Genomic DNA, 17839 nt, shown 5'->3' with positions numbered 1-17839 from the left:
CTTGAAGCCTTCTTTGCGGCATGCTGTACCCGATGAACTTGACCGTGTTGGGCAGCACCGGAAGCATAGGCACGCAAACGCTGGACGTGGCGCGGGAGCGGGGATGGACGGTGGGCGTGTTGGCCGCCGGGCGCAATCTGGACTTGCTGGCCGCGCAAATAGCCGAGTGGCGGCCCGCTGTGGTCAGTGTGGACGGCAGCGTGTACGCCGAAGCTTCGGCCCGCTTTTCGTCCCTAGATATCCGGCTGATAGCCGATCCTACCGAAGCCGCCACCCTGCCCGCTGATGTGGTGGTGAACGCCATGAGCGGCCTGCCCGGACTGGCTCCCACACGGGCAGCACTGGAATCTGGGCGGGCTGTAGCTTTGGCGACCAAAGAGGCGATGGTCACGGCGGCAGCCCTGATCTGGGAGGCGGCGGCGCGGGGGGGTGGGCGCTTGGTGCCCATCGATTCCGAGCATACGGGCGTGTACCAATGTCTGAACGGAGAGGCGCTGGAAGACGTGGCCGAAGTGATCCTGACGGCCAGCGGCGGCCCCTTCCGCGACGGCCCCGCCGACCTGAGCGGCGTGACGCCCGCGCAGGCGCTGAAGCATCCGTCGTGGAGCATGGGCCAGAAAATCACCATCGATTCGGCCACCCTCATGAACAAGGGGCTGGAAGTGATGGAATGCGCCAGCCTGTACGGGCTCCCACTGAGTCAGGTAGGCGTGGTGGTGCATCCCCAGAGCCTCGTGCATGCCGCCGTGCGCTTCCGTGACGGCAGCCTGAAGGCGCAATTTGGCCCCGCCGATATGCGGCTGGCAATTGCCTACGCCGTAGACGCCGCCCCAGACGGCATGACCCGCCCCGGCGATGTGCGGGCAGCGCGGCGCGGCGCGGCAGTGGGCGAACACTTGGGCTGGCCCATGCGCGGTACGTGGGAATTTCGGGAGCCGGATCACGCCCGCTTTCCCTGCTTGGGGCTGGCGTACCGGGCGGGCGAGGCGGGCGGCCTGCTTCCTGCGGCCCTCAACGCCGCCGATGAAGTGGCCGTGCCCGCATTTTTGGCCGGGCAAATCGGCTTTACTGACATTCCGCGCCTAATCGGGCGCGTGCTGGACGAAACCCCCGCCGGAACGCTGACGTGGGACACGCTGGAGGAAGTGCAGGCGTGGGCCACCGCACGGGCGCACGAACTGGTGAACGGAGGAGTGAATTCATGAGTTTCCTACAAGGCATCGCCGCCGCCCTCACGCCCTTGGGCCTGATCTGGACGATTCTGATTATCGGCCTCGCCACCTTCTTGCACGAGTTGGCGCACTACGCGCTGGCCCGCTGGCAAGGCGTGGCCGTCAAATCGTTCAGCATCGGCATGGGGCCAGTGCTGGCGCGGCGGGCGTGGCGCGGCACCGAATGGCGGCTGAGCCTGCTGCCCATCGGCGGATACGTCGAAATTGACGGCATGGCCCCCACCGAAGACCCGGACGGCACCTACCGCCAGCCCACGCGCGGCTTTGCAGGACTGCCCGCGTGGGGCAAAGTGGCGATTTTGCTGGCAGGCCCTCTGATGAACCTGCTGGTGGCGATTGTCCTGATGACCATTACCTTTACGGCGCAGGGTGTGCCTGCCCCAGACCGCGCCAGAGTGGAAGCCGTGCTGCCCAACTCCCGCGCTCTGCAACTGGGATTGCAGGCGGGCGACGTGATTACCGCCATCAACGGGCGCGATATTCCCGACACCCAAACCGTAGACGGGCGCTTGGTGGCAGGCTGGGAAGGCGTGCGAACGGCGCTGGGGCAAGATGGCCGCAAAACCCTGACGGTAGAACGGGCCGGAGCAGTGCGCGAGGTGGCCTTCGACTGGACGGCCCGCGTGAACGGCGTGGTGCAGCGGCTCGGCATTCAGTACGGCCCGGACGTGCAGGCCGCCACCTTGCCCGTCGCATTTGCCACCTCCATTCAGACCACCATTGAGGCCGTGCCGCAAATCTTGAGGGCCTTCGGGAACCTATTTGCCCGCTTCGTCACACTAGACCTGTCGCGGGATGAAAACGTCAGCGGGCCGATTGGCACGGCAGAAATCGTGAGCCGCGCCGCTGCCCTCAGCCCTTGGGCATTGGTGCAAGTCGCCATTTTGCTGAACCTGTCGCTGGCCTTCTTCAACCTGATTCCTATTCCGGGGCTGGACGGCGGGCGCATTCTGCTGGTGCTGATCGGAGCCGTGCGCCGCCGCCCCCTGACGCTGGCGCAGGAACAGGCCATCAATGTGGCGGGCTTCGCCTTCGTGATGCTGCTGATGGTGTTCGTGGTGGTGCGGGACGTGAGCCGGTTCTTCTGAGGGGTGTGGGACATGGCGTGTAGGAAGTGCAAAAGCTCCATTCCAGACGATGCTCTCGCCTTTCCTGCTCCCTCCTGACCACTCCCCACTGACGGTTTCCTCACCCTTTCCCTTACCATGAAGGCAATGACGGCCCCCGCCTCACCCGATTCCGCACCGCTTGGCCCGGCACAGGTGGCGGTGGTCATTCCCGCTTTTAATGAGGCAGACACGGTGGCCGAGGTGGTGCGCGTGGGCCTGACCCTGACGCCCGAAGTGGTGGTGGTGTCGGACGGCAGCACGGACGGCACAGCGGCGGCGGCGCGGGAGGCCGGGGCGCGGGTGCTGGAACTGGCCGAGAATGGCGGCAAAGGCCCGGCCCTCAAAGCGGCGCTGGAACACACGGAAGCCGAATTCGTGGTAATGCTGGACGCCGATCTGGTGGGCCTGACGCGGGAACATCTGGATTTGCTGCTGACGCCTGTGCTGAACGGCTCGCTGGACATGACCATCGGCGTATTCGAGGGCGGCGGCTTCGTGAGCGACTGGGGCAACAAATTGACGCCGCACCTGAGCGGGCAACGGGCCTGCCGCCGCACGTGGTTGCTGGCCGTGCCCCGGCTGGGAGAAGAACGCTGGCCCGAACCACCGATCACCGACGCCCTGAAAAGCACCGGAGTGCGCTGGGACTACGTGGAATTGCCGTATGTAGCGCAGGTAGTCAAGGAGAAAAAGCGCGGGTTCTGGAAGGGCGCACAGGCCAGAACCAAGATGTATGCCGACTTGCTGACCTACCGTGCCCGAAAAAAACGCGACGGGTCATAGAGTGGAGGCTCTCAACACTGGGGGCAACACCACAGTCTAAAGACATTCAAAAGCCCCCGGCGCTACAATAGCGCGATGCGCTTTCTGTTGGTTGTGCTGGCACTGGTGTTGGGGCTGGTGTATTTCTTTTTCGGCCTGCGCTTTGGTTACGTGACCCTGACGCCCACGCGCATGCTGAACGCTCAGGGCGAAAACAACTACACCTTCAACGTCTTCGATCCCGGCCAGTCGGTGGGCGTGACCGGAACTTGCAGCACCTCCAGTGGCCGCGCTGTTGTGCGCCTGTACGACCCCAAAGGCACGCAAATCGCCGGGCAGGCCTGTCCCAAAGGGCAATGGGCGCTGCAAGTGCTGGGCAAGGGCGACGCGGGCAACTACCGCCTGAACGTGCAGTTCGATCACTTCACAGGTGTGATCGACCTGAAAGAAACCCGCAACAGCGGGCGCTGAAGCGGGCAGCCGGGTCTGGCGTTCGCGTTACACCGACTGGCCCAGAAAGGGCACAGAATCGGCGCACTCTTTAGCGAACCCAGCGCCCCAGCAGCGTGAGCAGGCGGGCGGGCGTAACGTTGCGGTATTCCTGATCGTCGATGCGGACGAGCGGAGCGTCGGCGGGGTCTACGCTTGCCCCGCACTGCTTGAGGGTCAGTTCGACGTTGCCGTTGGCGCTGACCATGCCGGGGCTGATGCGGAGGGTGTCCCAGACGGTATCCAGCAGGGCTTCGCGCTGGTCTACGCTGATGTGTTCTACACAAATTTCGAGGCGAATAACGGGCAAGAACGGGTCTCCTTCGGGCTGCCTCAGTGCTTCACCAGACAGGCAACATCGCCGGGCAGGGCGGCAGTCATGCTAGCCCAAGCCGGGGCAAAACGCGAAAACGGGGGGAAGGCGGGGGATCGCCAGAACATGGGGTCAAGAATCGTGAGATTGGCCGCGCCTCATGTGGGCACGGAGCGATAGTCTAGACTCTGAGAGCAGCACTGCCCGTTCCACCTCGTTTGGCCCTCACCACCTTCAAGACCATTTTCTGAACGTCTTCTGCCCGCGCGTCTCTACACTTGTCCTGCATTTGTTTTGCGCCGAGCATTGCGCCCACAGCAGCTCCAGTGAGCGCCGAGTAGTCCAGACCGGGGGTAGCCCATGAACAGATACGATGACCGCGCCCGACTAGTGTTTCATTACGCCCGCGAGGAAGGCAACCGCCTCGGCCACGCGATGGTCGGCCCCGAACACCTGCTGCTGGGCCTGATGCGGGAGGGCGGAACTGCCGCCACCATCCTGACCGAGTTCAGCGCCAGCCTAGACGGACTGCGCCGCCGGGTGGAAGAAATTATTGGCCGGGGCGAAGGCAACCGCCTGAACGACGCCCCCTCCATCACGCCCCGCGCCCGCCGGGTGATGGAGTTGGCGAGTGCCGAAGCCCGCAGCCTCGGCGCGCAGGTGACCTCCACCGAGCATATTCTGCTGGGCATTATCCGCGAGGGCGACGGCGTGGCCTTCCGGATTTTGCAGGAACTGACCAAAGACGTGGATACCATTCGCTGGCGCGTGCTGGCGCAGGGCGAGGCAGGCGGCGGCAAGGCAGCCAAACCGGTGGCGACGCCCTTTTTGGACGAGTACGGGCGCGACCTGACCAAGCAGGCGCGGGAAGGCAAGCTTGACCCGGTGATTGGCCGCAGCGAGGAAATCCGCCGCGTGACCCAGATCTTGACCCGCCGCACCAAGAACAACCCTGTGCTGATCGGTGATCCGGGCGTGGGCAAAACCGCGATTGTGGAAGGGCTGGCCCTCGCCATACACGAGAAGCGCACGCCGCCCAACCTGCACGGTGTCCGGTTGGTCAGTCTGGACTTGAGCGGCGTAGTGGCAGGCACCAAGTACCGGGGCGAATTTGAAGAACGCCTGCGCCAGATCATCGAAGAACTGCGGAATGCCAAGGTCATGGCCTTCATTGACGAGCTTCATACGCTGGTGGGTGCAGGCGGCGCAGAAGGCACGCTGGACGCCGCTAACATCCTGAAACCCGCGCTGAGCCGAGGGGAAATTCAGGTCATCGGCGCGACCACCACAGGCGAATATCACCGCTACATCGAAAAAGATGCGGCGCTTGAACGGCGATTCCAACCGGTGATCGTGCTGGAACCCAGCCCCGCCGAAACGTTGCAAATCTTGCGTGGCCTCCGCAGCCGCTACGAGGAGCATCATGGCGTACAGATTCCCGACGCCGCGCTGGAATTGGCCGTGCGAATTGGCGAACGCAGCCTGCCGGGGCGCAATTTTCCCGACAAGGCCATTGACCTGATCGACGAAGCGGCCAGCCGCGTGCGCCTGAATATGAGCGTGGGCATCCCGGTGGCCGAAACCGAAGACGGGGAGCCGATGGTGGCCCGCGACGACATCGAGAGCGTCATCAACTCGATGGGCGGGATTTATACCGAAGAAACAGCGGCGCAACTGAGCGATCTGGAAGGCCAACTGACCGACCAAGTGTACGGCCAGCCCGACGCCATTCGCGCCCTGAGTTCGGCCCTGCGCCGCGCCCGCGTGGGCCTCGGCGGACGTGCCCGCGTGGCCGCCTCCTTCCTGTTCGTCGGCCCCAGCGGTGTGGGCAAAACCCACCTTGCCAAAGCTCTGGCCCGCACGCTGTTCGGCTCCGAGCGGGCGCTGATCCGCGTGGACATGAGCGAGTTTCAGGAAGGGCACTCCATTTCCAAACTGATCGGCTCGCCCCCCGGTTACGTGGGCTACGAGCAGGGTGGCCGCCTGACCGAAGCCGTGCGCCGACAACCGTTCAGCGTGATCTTGCTGGACGAAATCGAAAAGGCCCACCCAGACGTATACAACACTTTCCTTCAGGTGCTGGACGATGGCCGCCTGACCGATGGCTTGGGCCGCACTGTTGACTTCCGGCGCACCATATTGATCATGACCAGCAACACGGGCTTCAACGTGAATCCCACCGCAGGCTTCAGCCCGATCACGCCCGACAACAACGCCCCGCTGCGCCAAATTTTCACGCCGGAATTTTTGGACAGGCTGGATGAAGTGATCCGCTTCCGTCCGCTGGGAGAAGAAGAACTGGTGCGAGTGGCCCAACAGTTGATGGGCGAGATGCGCGAGGAACTGGCCAGCCGCGAACTGACCGTGACCTTCGACCCCGCCATTGCCGCGTGGTTGGTGACCAAACTCAAGGCCCGCAGTCCTAAGCACGCGGTGGGCAGCAGCCGCCAACTGCGAACTCTCGTGCGCGAGGAAATCGAAGATCCGCTGGCGATGGAATTGATCGGCAGCACAGGCGAAGAACTGCGCGTGGTGCTGAGCGACAACACCTTGCAGTTCGAGCGCGGAACGACTGCACCGCCTCAGATTCTGGCCTAAGCAAGTTCAAAGCAAGCAGCAAATTAGGGCAGACGGAGAAGGTGGGCCGCCTGCCCTTTCTCGTGCCCGAAAAGTCAGTTACCGTGGGCCATGTCGATCGTCTATCTGGTGCTGGCCGTTTTGGGATTCGCCGTTCCCTTCTTTCAAGTCATCCCTTAGCTGGCTGAACATGGCCTGAATCTTCCGTTGGCGGTGCAAGAAATCCGCGCTTCACGCATCGCGGCGTTCGGTTGGTGGGACGTGATTTTGTCGGCGGTGGCTGTCGTCATTTTTGCGGCTGCCGAAGGACGGCGCGGCGTGCGGCTGTGGTGGGTGGCGGCGCTGGGGGCCGTGTGCGTGGGGCCATCGTTCAGATTGCCTTTACTGCTGTATTTCCGAACACGCCGCCCCACCTGAACCCACCCTCATCTATTCCCACTTCTTACCCAGTTTTCCCGCCACTGATGCCCTAAGATAGAGGTTATGACGAAAAGTATCGCCGCATTTCAAGACGAACAAGGCCGCATTACGGGCTGGCCTTCAGACCGCCGCCGCGCCCACCAGCTCGCTATTTTGGACTACTTCACGGGCTTGTTTGAACCCGGCGTGTCTTACACCGCCGAGCAAGTGGATAAGATTCTGAGTGATCACAGCACTGCCGAAGACATGAACGTGTTCCTCACCGAATTGGTGGAAGGCGATTACCTCGCCACCAAAGACGGGCTGTACTGGCGTGCCGATGCCCGCCCCGGCGCACTGACCGCGGGTGAATAACCCTCGTGGCTAAAGTCACCACGCGCTACGTGTGCAACAGTTGCGGCTACGCATCGCCCAAATCGCTGGGACGCTGCCCGAATTGTCAGGCTTGGAATTCCTTCGAGGAAGAAGTGCCGAGCGTGGTGGGCGGCAAAGCCAGAGCGGGCGGCGCGGGCGGGTACGGCGGCATCAGCGGCGGCAAACTGACGGCGCTGAGTACCGTGGGGCGGCGCGAAGAACCCCGTACCTCTAGCGGCATTCCAGAGCTAGACCGCGTACTGGGCGGCGGATTGGTGGCGGGCGGCGTAACCCTGATGGGCGGCGAACCCGGCATCGGCAAAAGCACCTTGCTGCTACAAGTGGCCGACAGCCTCAGCCGCAGCGGGCGCAGTGTGCTGTACGTGGCGGGCGAGGAATCGCTGGAGCAGATTCGCCTGCGGGCAGACCGCTTGGGCGTGACGGGCGACATTCAACTGACCCGTGACACCCGCGCCGAACATATTGCCGCGCTGATGAACGAGCATAAGCCCGCGCTGTGCATCGTGGATTCTATTCAGACGGTGACGGTGGAAGGCGAGGGCGCACCCGGCGGCGTGGCCCAGGTGCGCGACGGGACTTCTATGCTGACCCGCGCTGCCAAAGAAACCGGAACCGCCACCGTATTGGTCGGCCACGTGACCAAAGACGGCACGGTGGCTGGCCCCAAAGTCATGGAACATATCGTGGATACCACCGTGTTTCTGGAAACGGTGGGCGCATTTCGCTTGCTGAGGAGCGTGAAAAACCGCTTCGGGCAGGCTGGAGAATTGGGCGTGTTCGAGATGCGCGGCGAAGGTTTGATTGCCGTGGATAACCCCAGCGCCGCCTTCTTGGCCGAGCGGCCTGTGGGCGTGCCGGGATCGGTGGTGGCCGCCACCATAGACGGTCAGCGCCCCATGCTGCTGGAAGTGCAGGCCCTCGCCTCCAAAACGCCGTATCCCAACGCCCGCCGCGTCGTGGTCGGCCTCGATCCTCGCCGCGTGGACGTGGTGCTGGCCGTGCTGGAGCGCCGCCTTGACCTGACGCTGGGCGGGCTAGACATTTATGTGAACCTCGCGGGCGGCCTGAAAGTCACCGATCCGGGCCTCGATTTGGCTGTGGCCTTGGCCGTGTATTCGGCAGTCGTTGGCCGCGCACTGCCCGGCAACGTGGCTGTGTTCGGAGAAGTGGGCTTGGCGGGCGAGGTTCGCAGCACCCAAGGCTCCATTCGCCGCGCCGAAGAAGCCGGACGCGCAGGCTACACGCAGCTTGTCATTCCGCCGGGGCTGGATGGGCGGGTAGGCGTTAGGAGTGTTGAGGAAGCGGTGAAGGCCGTGTGGAGTGGTGGTCAGAAGTAACCTGATCGTTGCTCACGTTCTCGTGCTCAACTGACATATCCAGTCATAATGTTTGACTCCATAACGAAAGCCGCCGCCCAAGCATCAGGCAGCGGCTTTCTTCTCTGTCCCTCCCCTACCCAGTCCTTAGTTCAGCACTCCAGTTTCAAATTTAAACCGTCCGTCTCTGAAATCTACGTTCAGCACGCTGCCGTCAGGCAACAGGCCTTGCAGGATTTCGCGGGCCAGCGGCGTTTCTATTTCGCGGGCAATGGCACGCTTCAGGGGCCGTGCGCCGTAGGCCGGATCGTAGCCGAGGCGGGCCAACTGATCCTTGGCGTTGGGGCTGAGGTGCAGCGTCACGCGGCGTTCGGCGAGGCGGCCCACCAAACCGCGCAACTGAATATCCACGATCTTGTGCAGGTCAGCGGCGGTAAGCGCATCGAACACGATAATGTCGTCTACGCGGTTCAGGAATTCGGGGCGGAATTGGTCTTGCAACTCGCCCAGCACAGCGTCACGAATGGCGTCGGCGTCCTCGCCTCTGGCCTGCGCTTCCAGAATCAGGGGGCTGCCCACGTTGCTGGTCAGGATAATCAGAGTGTTGCGGAAGTCCACCGTGCGGCCCTGTCCATCGGTCAGGCGGCCATCGTCCAGCACTTGCAACAGCACGTTAAACACGTCTGGGTGGGCCTTCTCGATTTCGTCGAACAGCAGCACGGCGTAGGGGCGGCGGCGCACGGCTTCGGTCAGTTGGCCGCCTTCCTCGTAGCCCACATAGCCGGGAGGCGCTCCGATCAGGCGGGCCACCGTGTGCTTCTCCATGTACTCCGACATGTCCAGCCGCACCATCGCGTCATGGGAATCGAACAGAAATTCGGCCAGAGCGCGGGCCAGTTCGGTCTTGCCTACCCCGGTTGGCCCCAAGAACATGAACGATCCCAGCGGGCGGTTCGGGTCGTTCAGGCCAGCGCGGGCGCGGCGAATCGTGTCGGCCACACTGACGATGGCGCGGTCTTGCCCGATCACGCGGTTGTGCAACTGCTCTTCTAGGCGCAGCAACTTTTCGCGTTCGCCTTCCACCAACTTGCTCACCGGAATGCCCGTCCATCGGCTCACGACGGCGGCAATGTCTTCTTCGGTCACTTCCATGTGGGCGAATTCCGCCCCCTTCAGCTTGCGCTCCAGCTCCTGCACTTCGCGCTCCAGCTGGGGCAGCGTGCCGTATTCCAGTTCGGCGGCCTGCTGCAAATTGTATTCACGCCGCGCCTTTTCTATGGCGGTTCGCACCTGATCCAGCGCCTCGCGTTTCTCACGCAGCACGGCCACCTCTTGGCGCTCGCCTTCCCAGCGGGCCTGTACGTCGCCCAGTTCGTCGGTCAGGGTTCGCAGGCTGCCTTCTATGTCCAGCAAACGGTTTTGAGAGTCCTGATCTTTTTCACGCTTCAGAGCTTCGCGCTCGATTTCCAGTTGCAGTTTGCGGCGCTGCAATTGGTCTATCCGCTCCGGGCTGCTTTCCAGCGCCATTCTCAGGCGGGCAGCAGACTCGTCAATCAGGTCAATCGCCTTATCGGGCAACTGCCGATCCGTGATGTAGCGGTGACTGAGTTGGGCGGCGGCCACCAGCGCGGGATCGGTAATTTCGACGTTGTGGTGCACCTGATAGCGTTCTTTGATGCCACGCAGAATGGAAATAGTGTCTTCCACACTGGGTTCGGCCACGAACACGGGCTGAAAGCGCCGCTCCAGCGCCGGGTCTTTCTCTATGTCGCGGTACTCGCCCAGCGTCGTTGCGCCAATCAGGTGCAGTTCGCCGCGTGCCAAAGCGGGCTTCAGCATATTGCCCGCGTCGGGACTGCCCTCGGTTTTCCCCGCGCCCACAATGGTATGAATCTCGTCTACAAATAAGATCACTTCGCCCGCCGAGGCGATCACCTCGTCTATGACGCCCTTAAGCCGTTCCTCGAACTCGCCCCGGAACTTGGCCCCAGCCAGCAGGCTCCCCATTTCCAGCGAGACGATACGCTTGTTTCGCAGGCCCTCCGGCACGTCGCCCTTCACAATCCGGATGGCGAGACCCTCGGCAATCGCGGTTTTGCCCACGCCCGGTTCCCCGATCAGCACCGGGTTGTTTTTGGTGCGCCGCAAGAGGATTTGCATGGCGCGGCGAATCTCTTCATCGCGGCCAATGACGGGGTCGAATTTGCCGTCGCGGGCACGCTGGGTCAGGTCGGTGCCGTATTTTTCAAGGGCGTCGAATTGCTGTTCACTGGTTTTGCTGGTCACGGTTTTTCCTTTGCGCTGCTGTTGCACGGCGGTTTTCAGGTCAGCGACTTTCGGCAGGCCCGCTACTTTGGTTTCTCCGCGCAGGGCCAACAGCAGCGCGTCGGCGGCAATAAAGCTGTCGCCTAGCGCGGTGGCTTCGGCTTCGGCGGCGCGGAAGGCACGGTCTAGCGCGGGGTCTAAATAAAGGCTGTCGCCCGCTGCCTGCACACGCGGCAGCTTGGCAATATCGGCGTCCAGCGCGGCGCGAATGGCCTTCAAGTCGCCGCCTGCCACAATAAGGGCGCGGGAGGCGGTGTCGTTGTCGGTCAAGGTTCGCAAGACATGCGCGGGCGTAATGGTCTGGTGTTGGTTGTTTTGCGCCAATTGTTGGGCGGCAGCAATGGCCCCCGCGCTGGCTTCGGTCAGTCGTTCAGGATTCAAAGTCGTTCCCCCCAGAGAGTGCCGTCAAAAAAGGATGGCCTAGAGTGCGATCAGTCTGGGTCTATTCTGAAACTTGAGTGCAGTCATGTCAAGTTTATTGAAGTTTATTGTGCCTGATTCAAGGCCGAGGCTAGTCCAATCAGATTAAGCCCTCCGCCCCAGCCCTTCTGCTCTATTATTCTAGCCACATGGTCATTAGACTTGACCACAGGACGTGACTGTATGGAACCCATCCTCTTCTACTTCGGCTCCATCCTGTTGATCATGACCTGTTCGTTGGCTCTGGCGCGCATGAAGACTGCTTGGCAACTTATTGGGGCTATCGCCGCTCTGAATATCCTGATCTGGAGCTTCGGCCAATGGCTCATGTCATTTCCATCCGCACGAGCAGAGGTCGTCGGCATCTTCGCCTACCTGCCGAACCTGTACCTGTTGCTGCTACTGCTGATTTCGGTGGTGCTTGTCCGTGCGTGCCAGAAATACAACATTGATCCTCAGCTCATCGTGAACAGGAAAAGTAAATCCCCACAGTGGTTGCAGCAGGCCAATTTGGCAGCGCACCTCAAGCCCGCTGAACTGCTCTCGACTCCCCTGTTGTTGGGCTTAGCTGCCTTCTGCGCTCTCCCCATTCCGGGCGCGGGAATGACGCAAGGATTTCAGCCCTTCCTGTCGGCCACCCTCGCCATAGGACTGGTCTGCGGAGTGGGGATCTGGGCCGATGTGGCGGGGAAATCCCGTCAGCAACGTCGCGCCCACCCCACTTCGTAACCTGTTTGGCCTGCCCTACCGCCCGCCCCCCAGCGATCCACCCACGATTTCCATCATGCCCTTGCCTGTTTCGGGCTGCCCGCGCCAAGTGCCGCTGACCCTCACTGGCCCTTCCCAGTAGGCGATGCTGGTGCTGCGGCTCAGCAGTTCTTGTTCGTCGCGCACGGCATCCACATTCAGGTCAAATTCGTCGGCCTTCACGCGCCAAGACAGGGTGTAGACCCGGCCCCCACTGCCCGTCCACGTGCGCCCCGGCTCCAGCGTCAGATTGGTGGCGGCCCGCGCCACGCCCGCCTTGTCCACGATGCTGCCGACGAGTTGGGTCTGCTTGCCCGCCGCCGTTCGGACGCGGTACACCATCAGGTCTTCGCCGCCCGCGAGTTGCACGGCCATCCAGTCCCACAGCGCTGCCTGCCCCGGAATTTGGTTGCCCCACTGGTGGTCTAGCCACGCCTCGCCCTTCACCGTTCGCCCGTTAATCTGGCCGTCCAGCGCCAATCTTGTGATGCCCTGATAGTACAAATATCCGGTTTCGGGCGAGCCACTGTAGCCGGGTGGATGAATTACTGGGCCTTTTTGGGGCGTCAGCCTGACATTCAGCGGCCCCGCCTTCAGGTCAAACGCGCCGCCCTCCTGCTGAAATGTCCAGTCGCCATTGGTCAGCTTCAGGGGTGGAAAAGAGGCGGTGCCGCTGCCAATCGCCGGATTTTTCTCGATAAAAGTCACCTTGCCTGTGGCTAAATCAGTGACCGCCACATGCGAAATCATGATCGGTAACGGCACTCCCGGCGGCCTGACCTGAAACTGCGCCCAGTGGAAGGCCAGTCCCTCTTCGGGCAGGGAGCCGCTGACATACCACCATTCCATCAGGTTGTTGTGCGGCCCCAAGTCGGTGGCGAGAGGCTGCACAAGGGGATCGAAGGTGGTCTGGGTCGGAGCGCAGGCCGACAGGAGGGCAGCGGCGGCAGCGGCCAGCAACAGAGCTTTTTTCACAGTCTCAGCCTAACGGGTCGGCATAAATGGCGGGTACGCTTGGCTACGATGTCGCGCCGCCAGCCACAATCAAAGAAAGAGGCCAGAGCTTTTGCCCCGGCCTCTCTCCTTCCCGTCTAATCTTTTAATTCTATTCGTCGCCCAAGTACGCTTTCCGCACGCTTTCATCCTGCGCGATATCGCTGGCTTTGCCGCTCAGCTTGATCTCGCCGGTTTGCATCACGTAGGCGCGGTGGGCCACTTCTAGGGCCATGTTCGCGTTTTGCTCCACCAGCAAAATGGTCATGCCGCGCTCTTTGTTCAGCTTCACGATGATGTCGAAGATGGCTTCTACAAACAGCGGCGACAGGCCCATGCTGGGTTCGTCCAGTAGCAGGAGTTTGGGGTTCACCATCAGGGCGCGGGCAATGGCGAGCATCTGCTGTTCGCCGCCCGACATCGTGCCGCCCAACTGGTTTTCACGCTCTTTCAGACGCGGAAAAAAGCCGAAGCCTTCCTGAATCCGCTGCTCGATGACCGCCTTGTCGGTCACGGTGTAGCCGCCCACTTCAAGGTTTTCGCGCACAGTCAGGTCTTTGAAGATGCGGCGGCCTTCCGGCACATGACTCATGCCGCGCCCCATGATGATGTGGGCGGGAATTCCGGCGGCGTTCTGGCCCATGTAGGTCAGCGTGCCGTGCTTGGGTTTCATCATGCCGCTGATCGTGCGGAGCGTCGTGGTTTTGCCCGCGCCGTTGCCACCGATCAGGGCCACGATTTCGCCCTCGTTCACGGTCATGGAGATGCCCTTGAGGGCGTGAATATGGCCGTAGTACGAGTGAACGTCGGTGAGATTCAGCATTTCGGTGGTGGTGGGGGTTTTGTGCAGGGTTGCTTCAGGCATTCGGGGTGGCCTCCTTGCCGTATTCGCCCGCCGCCGCGCCGCGCCCGAGGTACGCTTCCATCACGCGGGGGTCGTTGCGAACCTGATGGGGCAGGCCTTCACTGATCTTGGAACCGTAATCCAGCACGGTGATGTACTCCGAGAGGGTCATCACGAGGCGCATATCGTGTTCGATCAAGCACACTGTGACGCCCAAATCGTCACGGATGCGGCGGATCAGGGCCTTCAGGTCTTCAGTTTCGCGGGGGTTCATGCCTGCGGCGGGTTCGTCCAGCAGCACCAATTTGGGCGTGGTGGCCAGCGCACGGGCAATCTCCAGTTTGCGCTGATCGCCGTAGGGCAAGTTGGTCGCCAGTTCGTTGCGCCACTTGCTCAGGCCCACGAAATCCAGCATCACGCGGGCGGCTTCCCGCGCTTCGGCTTCCGACTGGTGAAAGCGTTTGGTGTGCAGCACAGCGTCGATGAAGGTGCTTTTCAGGCGAACATGACGGCCCACCATGATGTTTTCTTCGCTGGACATGGTAGAAAACAGCCGGATGTTCTGAAAGGTGCGGGCAATTCCGGCTTCCACGACCTGATCAGGGCGCAGGCCCACCATTTCGCGGCCCGCCAGCCGGATGGTGCCTTTGGTGGGCGTGTAAATCCCCGTGATCATGTTGAAGAAGGTGGTTTTGCCTGCCCCGTTCGGCCCGATCACGCTGATGATGGAGCGGTCGGGGATGTTCATGGTCACGTCGTTCACGGCAGTCAGACCGCCGAAAATCTTGGTGACGTTCTGCACTTCCAGAATATTGGAACTGGAAATGGAACTGGGTTTGGAGAGTGAAGCGGTCACTTGGCACCTCCCGAACGGTCATCTTCTTTGATGGGTGCTTTGCCGGGACTGTATACGTCACCGGTGTTGCCCGCACCCAGCGCCCCCGCGTTGCCCTCGGCGCTGTCGTCTTCCTGGTTTTCATCGTGGTGCAGTTCCAGCACGCGCCGCTTGTTGGGCAGCAGTCCTTCGGGGCGCAGCAACATGATGGCCACCAAAATGGCACCGAAAACGAGGCGCTGCAACTGGCCGGGGTTGACCTGCTGGGGAATCCAGGAAATGTTGGCGGTGGCTTCCCCCAGTCCGGGCAGGATGCGTAGGTTCAGCAGCGTGACCACCGTTGCACCCAGAATCACACCGGGGAACGAGCCCATGCCGCCCAAAATGACCATGCTCAGCACGCCGATGCTCTGGAACAGGTTGAAACTTTCGGGGCTGATAAAGGTCTGTTTGGCGGCAAAGATCATACCCATGACCCCTGCGAAGCTGGCTCCGGTGGCAAAGGCGATCAGCTTGGTCTGCACCAGCGGCACGCCCATCGCCTGAGCCGCCACTTCATCGTCGCGGATGGCGATCCAGGCGCGGCCAATCCGGCTACGATCCAAACGCACATTGACCAGCAGGATGATGGCGACGACGACCAACACCAGCACGTACAGGAACAGCAGGTAGTGCTGATCTTCGGTAAAGCCGAGGAAGCCTGCCAGCGAGTTGAACCACGGCACAGCGGCGCTCTTGATGGGCGTGATGCCCTGAGAACCTGCCGTGTACAGATCGAGGTTGTTGGCCAGCACCCGGATCACTTCTCCGAGGCCCAGCGTAATGATGGCGAGGTAATCGCCCTTGAGCTTCAGCACGGGCAGGCCGATCAGGACGCCCACGATGGCCGCCGCCAAGACGCTGATCGCCAGGAACAGCCAGAAGAAGTTGGGGTCGATGCCCGACTCCAAGCCCGCCGCACGGGAAGCGATAAAGAGGTTGATGGCGCGGATGACCAGAATCAGACCCACGACTCCGGCCAAGCCACTGATGATGCGGCTCAGCCCGAGCAGGTCATTGCGGACTTCGGCCCCGCGTTGGTGCTTCACGGCGAGGGTGACGAGGTAGATGATGAGGGGAACGAAGATGAGCCACAACACCGTGGGACTCCACAGTTGCTCGCCCAGCGTAAAGATGCTGCGGCCTATCCAGAACCAGGCGAACAGGCTGGCGCTGAGGGCCACCGTAATGATCCAAGCCGCCCGCGTATCGAATTGACGCCTCTGAAACCACACATACAGGCACAGGCCCGCCAACATGGTGACGACGCCGAGCAGCAGGGTCGGGCCACCGGCAGCACCCGGATTTTCGTTGGCGAATTTCAGAAGTTCCGCGAAGCGTGGGCTGGCGAATACCCCCCACGTATACGCACCTACCGCGAAGAAGGCCACGTACCCCAAATCCAGCAGACCGGCCAGACCGACCACGATGTTGAGGCCGAGGGCCAGCGCTGCAAAAATCATGATTTGAATGCTGAGGTCGAGCAAGCTGGTATCGGCGCGGCCCGCCAGGGGCAGCACGAACAGCAGGCTGCCGAGGCCCACCAGGGCTTTGGCCCAGGGCGCGGCCCGCCACAAGTAGGCGAACAGCACGTTGGCGAGGAACAGCGACACCACGACGGCTTCCAGAATGGGATTGCGGAGTACGTTGCCCAGCGGCCCGTTCAAGATATCCTGATTATGAGAGGCCAGCAGGAGCGCGCTGGTGACGATGAAAAACAGCACCAACAAAAAGGTACGGTCAGGCGCAGGAAGGGTGCGTTTGGGGGCCGTAGGATTGACGGCGGTCATACTTTCTCCGTGTTGCTCTTGCCGAGAAGCCCGGTGGGTTTGAAGATCAGAATCAGCACCAGCACGACGAACGCGCCCATCTTGGAATACGAATCGTCGATGGTTTTGAGGTTTTCGCTGCCGACCACCTCACCGAGTACCGACATCACGCTGACCAGTTTTTGGATGACGCCGATGAGCAGGCCGCCCAGCACCGCGCCGGGAATAGAGCCGATGCCGCCCAGCACCGCTGCCGTAAAGGCCACGAGACCGGGTTCGAAGCCGCTATAAGCGTTTAACGTGCCTACTTTCATGCCGTACAGCACGCCGCTGATACCGCCGAGTGCGCCGCCGATCAGGAAGGTGGCGCTGATCATCAGGTTGGAATCGATGCCCATCAGGCCAGCAGTCACGCGGTCTTGGGCGACAGCGCGAATGGCTTTGCCGAGCCGGGTGCGGTTAACCACGTAATTCAGCACCGTGAGGCTGATCAGGGCCACTACGATCAGGATCACGTCTTTGACTTGCAGATCGACGCCGATGGTTCTCAGGAAATCGCCCACGCCGCCGCATCCCGTGCCCGCAGCACAGAACTTAGACCCGAACTCGTCGGGCAGCGTGTAGGTCAGGTCGAATCGGCCTTGAAATCCCTCGATGACGCGCAGCACATCCTGCAAAATCAGCGATACGCCGATGGCGGTAATCAGGGGCACCAGTTTGGGTGCATTACGGAGCGGGCGGTAGGCCAGACGCTCGATCAGCACGTTCAGGCCGCCCGAAATGACCATAGCGGCCACGAGGGCGATCAGGAGCTTCAGGTAGCCGTTCATGGGGTTGGGGGCCAGTATTCGGAAGACTTCAAAGCCCACTACCGCGCCCGTTACGAACACTTCCGAGTGGGCGAAGTTGATGAGCTGCAACACGCCGTACACCATGGTGTATCCCAGTGCGATGATGGCGTACACGAAGCCCAGCACGAGGCCACCGACGATGACATTGACCAGGAATGGCAAAAGTGTGGCTAAGTCCAAGGGGATCAAACTCCTTTATGAGAACAGGCTCACCCTAATGTGGGGGCCAAGCAAGGGAAAACGGCAGCAACTGCCTTACGGGAACGAAATAAAAACTCTGGACAGTGTGCATTATGAATCATTTAATCTAGCCGCGTACTGCCCCGGAAGGCGGGCGTGCCAAGCTGATTTTCGCGCACGTTCCGAGATTCTGGACAAGGCTGTGTAGAAAACCCAACATTTGGCTCCGACAAGAGGGCCACC

Annotated in this window: 16 protein-coding genes; 9 read left to right on the top strand and 7 right to left on the bottom strand. The window is 61.9% G+C overall.

The genetic code is table 11. The annotated features are described in order from the left end of the window. Window positions 1-32: 32 nt before the first annotated feature. The 4 genes from dxr (at window position 33) to SU48_RS05080 (ending at window position 3574) form a co-directional block, all read left to right on the top strand. Entirely contained in the window at window positions 33-1205 is a 1173-nt protein-coding gene (dxr, locus tag SU48_RS05095) for a 1-deoxy-D-xylulose-5-phosphate reductoisomerase (protein WP_064014311.1), read from the top strand. After that, complete coding sequence (locus tag SU48_RS05090) at window positions 1202-2320, top strand: M50 family metallopeptidase (RefSeq protein ID WP_064014310.1); 1119 nt, start codon at window positions 1202-1204, stop codon at window positions 2318-2320. The genes dxr and SU48_RS05090 overlap by 4 nt, the downstream gene beginning before the upstream one ends. 126 nt (window positions 2321-2446) lie before the next feature. Beyond that, window positions 2447-3124 (top strand): glycosyltransferase family 2 protein, encoded by a 678-nt coding sequence (locus SU48_RS05085; protein ID WP_064014309.1) that lies wholly within the window; start codon window positions 2447-2449, stop codon window positions 3122-3124. Between the two features lie 75 nt (window positions 3125-3199). Next, window positions 3200-3574, top strand: a complete 375-nt coding sequence (locus SU48_RS05080; protein ID WP_064014308.1) for a hypothetical protein — start codon at window positions 3200-3202, stop codon at window positions 3572-3574. A 70-nt stretch (window positions 3575-3644) separates the two neighbouring features. On the opposite strand, the gene SU48_RS05075 is transcribed toward SU48_RS05080, so the two are convergent. Continuing rightward, window positions 3645-3902 carry an NAD(P)H-dependent oxidoreductase subunit E gene (locus tag SU48_RS05075; RefSeq protein ID WP_064014307.1) on the bottom strand — a complete coding sequence of 86 codons (258 nt, stop codon included), beginning with the start codon at window positions 3900-3902 and terminating at the stop codon, window positions 3645-3647. A 363-nt stretch (window positions 3903-4265) separates the two neighbouring features. Between SU48_RS05075 and SU48_RS05070 the strand changes: the two genes are divergently transcribed. From SU48_RS05070 to radA, 4 genes are all read left to right on the top strand, one after another. Continuing rightward, complete coding sequence (locus tag SU48_RS05070; protein ID WP_064014306.1) at window positions 4266-6503, top strand: ATP-dependent Clp protease ATP-binding subunit; 2238 nt, start codon at window positions 4266-4268, stop codon at window positions 6501-6503. A gap of 192 nt (window positions 6504-6695) precedes the next feature. Beyond that, on the top strand, window positions 6696-6899 hold the full coding sequence (locus SU48_RS05065) for a DUF2834 domain-containing protein (RefSeq protein WP_231881713.1): 204 nt from the start codon (window positions 6696-6698) through the stop codon (window positions 6897-6899). Window positions 6900-6965: 66 nt separating this feature from the next. After that, entirely contained in the window at window positions 6966-7256 is a 291-nt protein-coding gene (locus SU48_RS05060) for a DUF2087 domain-containing protein (protein WP_064014305.1), read from the top strand. 5 nt (window positions 7257-7261) lie between these two features. Continuing rightward, window positions 7262-8614: a DNA repair protein RadA gene (radA, locus tag SU48_RS05055; RefSeq protein ID WP_064014304.1), complete on the top strand. Its 1353-nt coding sequence runs from the start codon at window positions 7262-7264 to the stop codon at window positions 8612-8614. 126 nt (window positions 8615-8740) lie between these two features. Here the strand turns inward: radA and clpB are convergent, their stop codons facing one another. After that, window positions 8741-11299 carry an ATP-dependent chaperone ClpB gene (gene clpB, locus SU48_RS05050; protein WP_064014303.1) on the bottom strand — a complete coding sequence of 853 codons (2559 nt, stop codon included), beginning with the start codon at window positions 11297-11299 and terminating at the stop codon, window positions 8741-8743. A gap of 222 nt (window positions 11300-11521) precedes the next feature. Between clpB and SU48_RS05045 the strand changes: the two genes are divergently transcribed. Then, the gene (locus SU48_RS05045; protein ID WP_064014302.1) at window positions 11522-12067 is read left to right on the top strand and encodes a hypothetical protein; all 546 of its coding nucleotides are present in this window, start codon (window positions 11522-11524) and stop codon (window positions 12065-12067) included. Between the two features lie 15 nt (window positions 12068-12082). Here SU48_RS05045 and SU48_RS05040 read toward each other — a convergent pair whose 3' ends face one another. The 5 genes from SU48_RS05040 to SU48_RS05020 form a co-directional block, all read right to left on the bottom strand. After that, window positions 12083-13060, bottom strand: a complete 978-nt coding sequence (locus SU48_RS05040) for a lipocalin family protein (RefSeq protein WP_082869673.1) — start codon at window positions 13058-13060, stop codon at window positions 12083-12085. Window positions 13061-13190: 130 nt separating this feature from the next. Beyond that, window positions 13191-13943 (bottom strand): ABC transporter ATP-binding protein, encoded by a 753-nt coding sequence (locus SU48_RS05035; RefSeq protein ID WP_064014301.1) that lies wholly within the window; start codon window positions 13941-13943, stop codon window positions 13191-13193. Continuing rightward, on the bottom strand, window positions 13936-14778 hold the full coding sequence (locus SU48_RS05030; RefSeq protein ID WP_082869672.1) for an ABC transporter ATP-binding protein: 843 nt from the start codon (window positions 14776-14778) through the stop codon (window positions 13936-13938). Before SU48_RS05030 ends, SU48_RS05035 begins: the two co-directional genes overlap by 8 nt. Further along, window positions 14775-16586: an ABC transporter permease subunit gene (locus SU48_RS05025; protein WP_064014300.1), complete on the bottom strand. Its 1812-nt coding sequence runs from the start codon at window positions 16584-16586 to the stop codon at window positions 14775-14777. Before SU48_RS05025 ends, SU48_RS05030 begins: the two co-directional genes overlap by 4 nt. Further along, window positions 16583-17596, bottom strand: a complete 1014-nt coding sequence (locus SU48_RS05020) for a branched-chain amino acid ABC transporter permease (RefSeq protein ID WP_064014299.1) — start codon at window positions 17594-17596, stop codon at window positions 16583-16585. The genes SU48_RS05025 and SU48_RS05020 overlap by 4 nt, the downstream gene beginning before the upstream one ends. Window positions 17597-17839 lie beyond the last annotated feature (243 nt).

It is taken from the genome of Deinococcus puniceus, from assembly GCF_001644565.1.
Classification (GTDB): Bacteria; Deinococcota; Deinococci; order Deinococcales; family Deinococcaceae; genus Deinococcus; species Deinococcus puniceus.
This window is presented reverse-complemented; position numbering and strand designations above follow the sequence as displayed.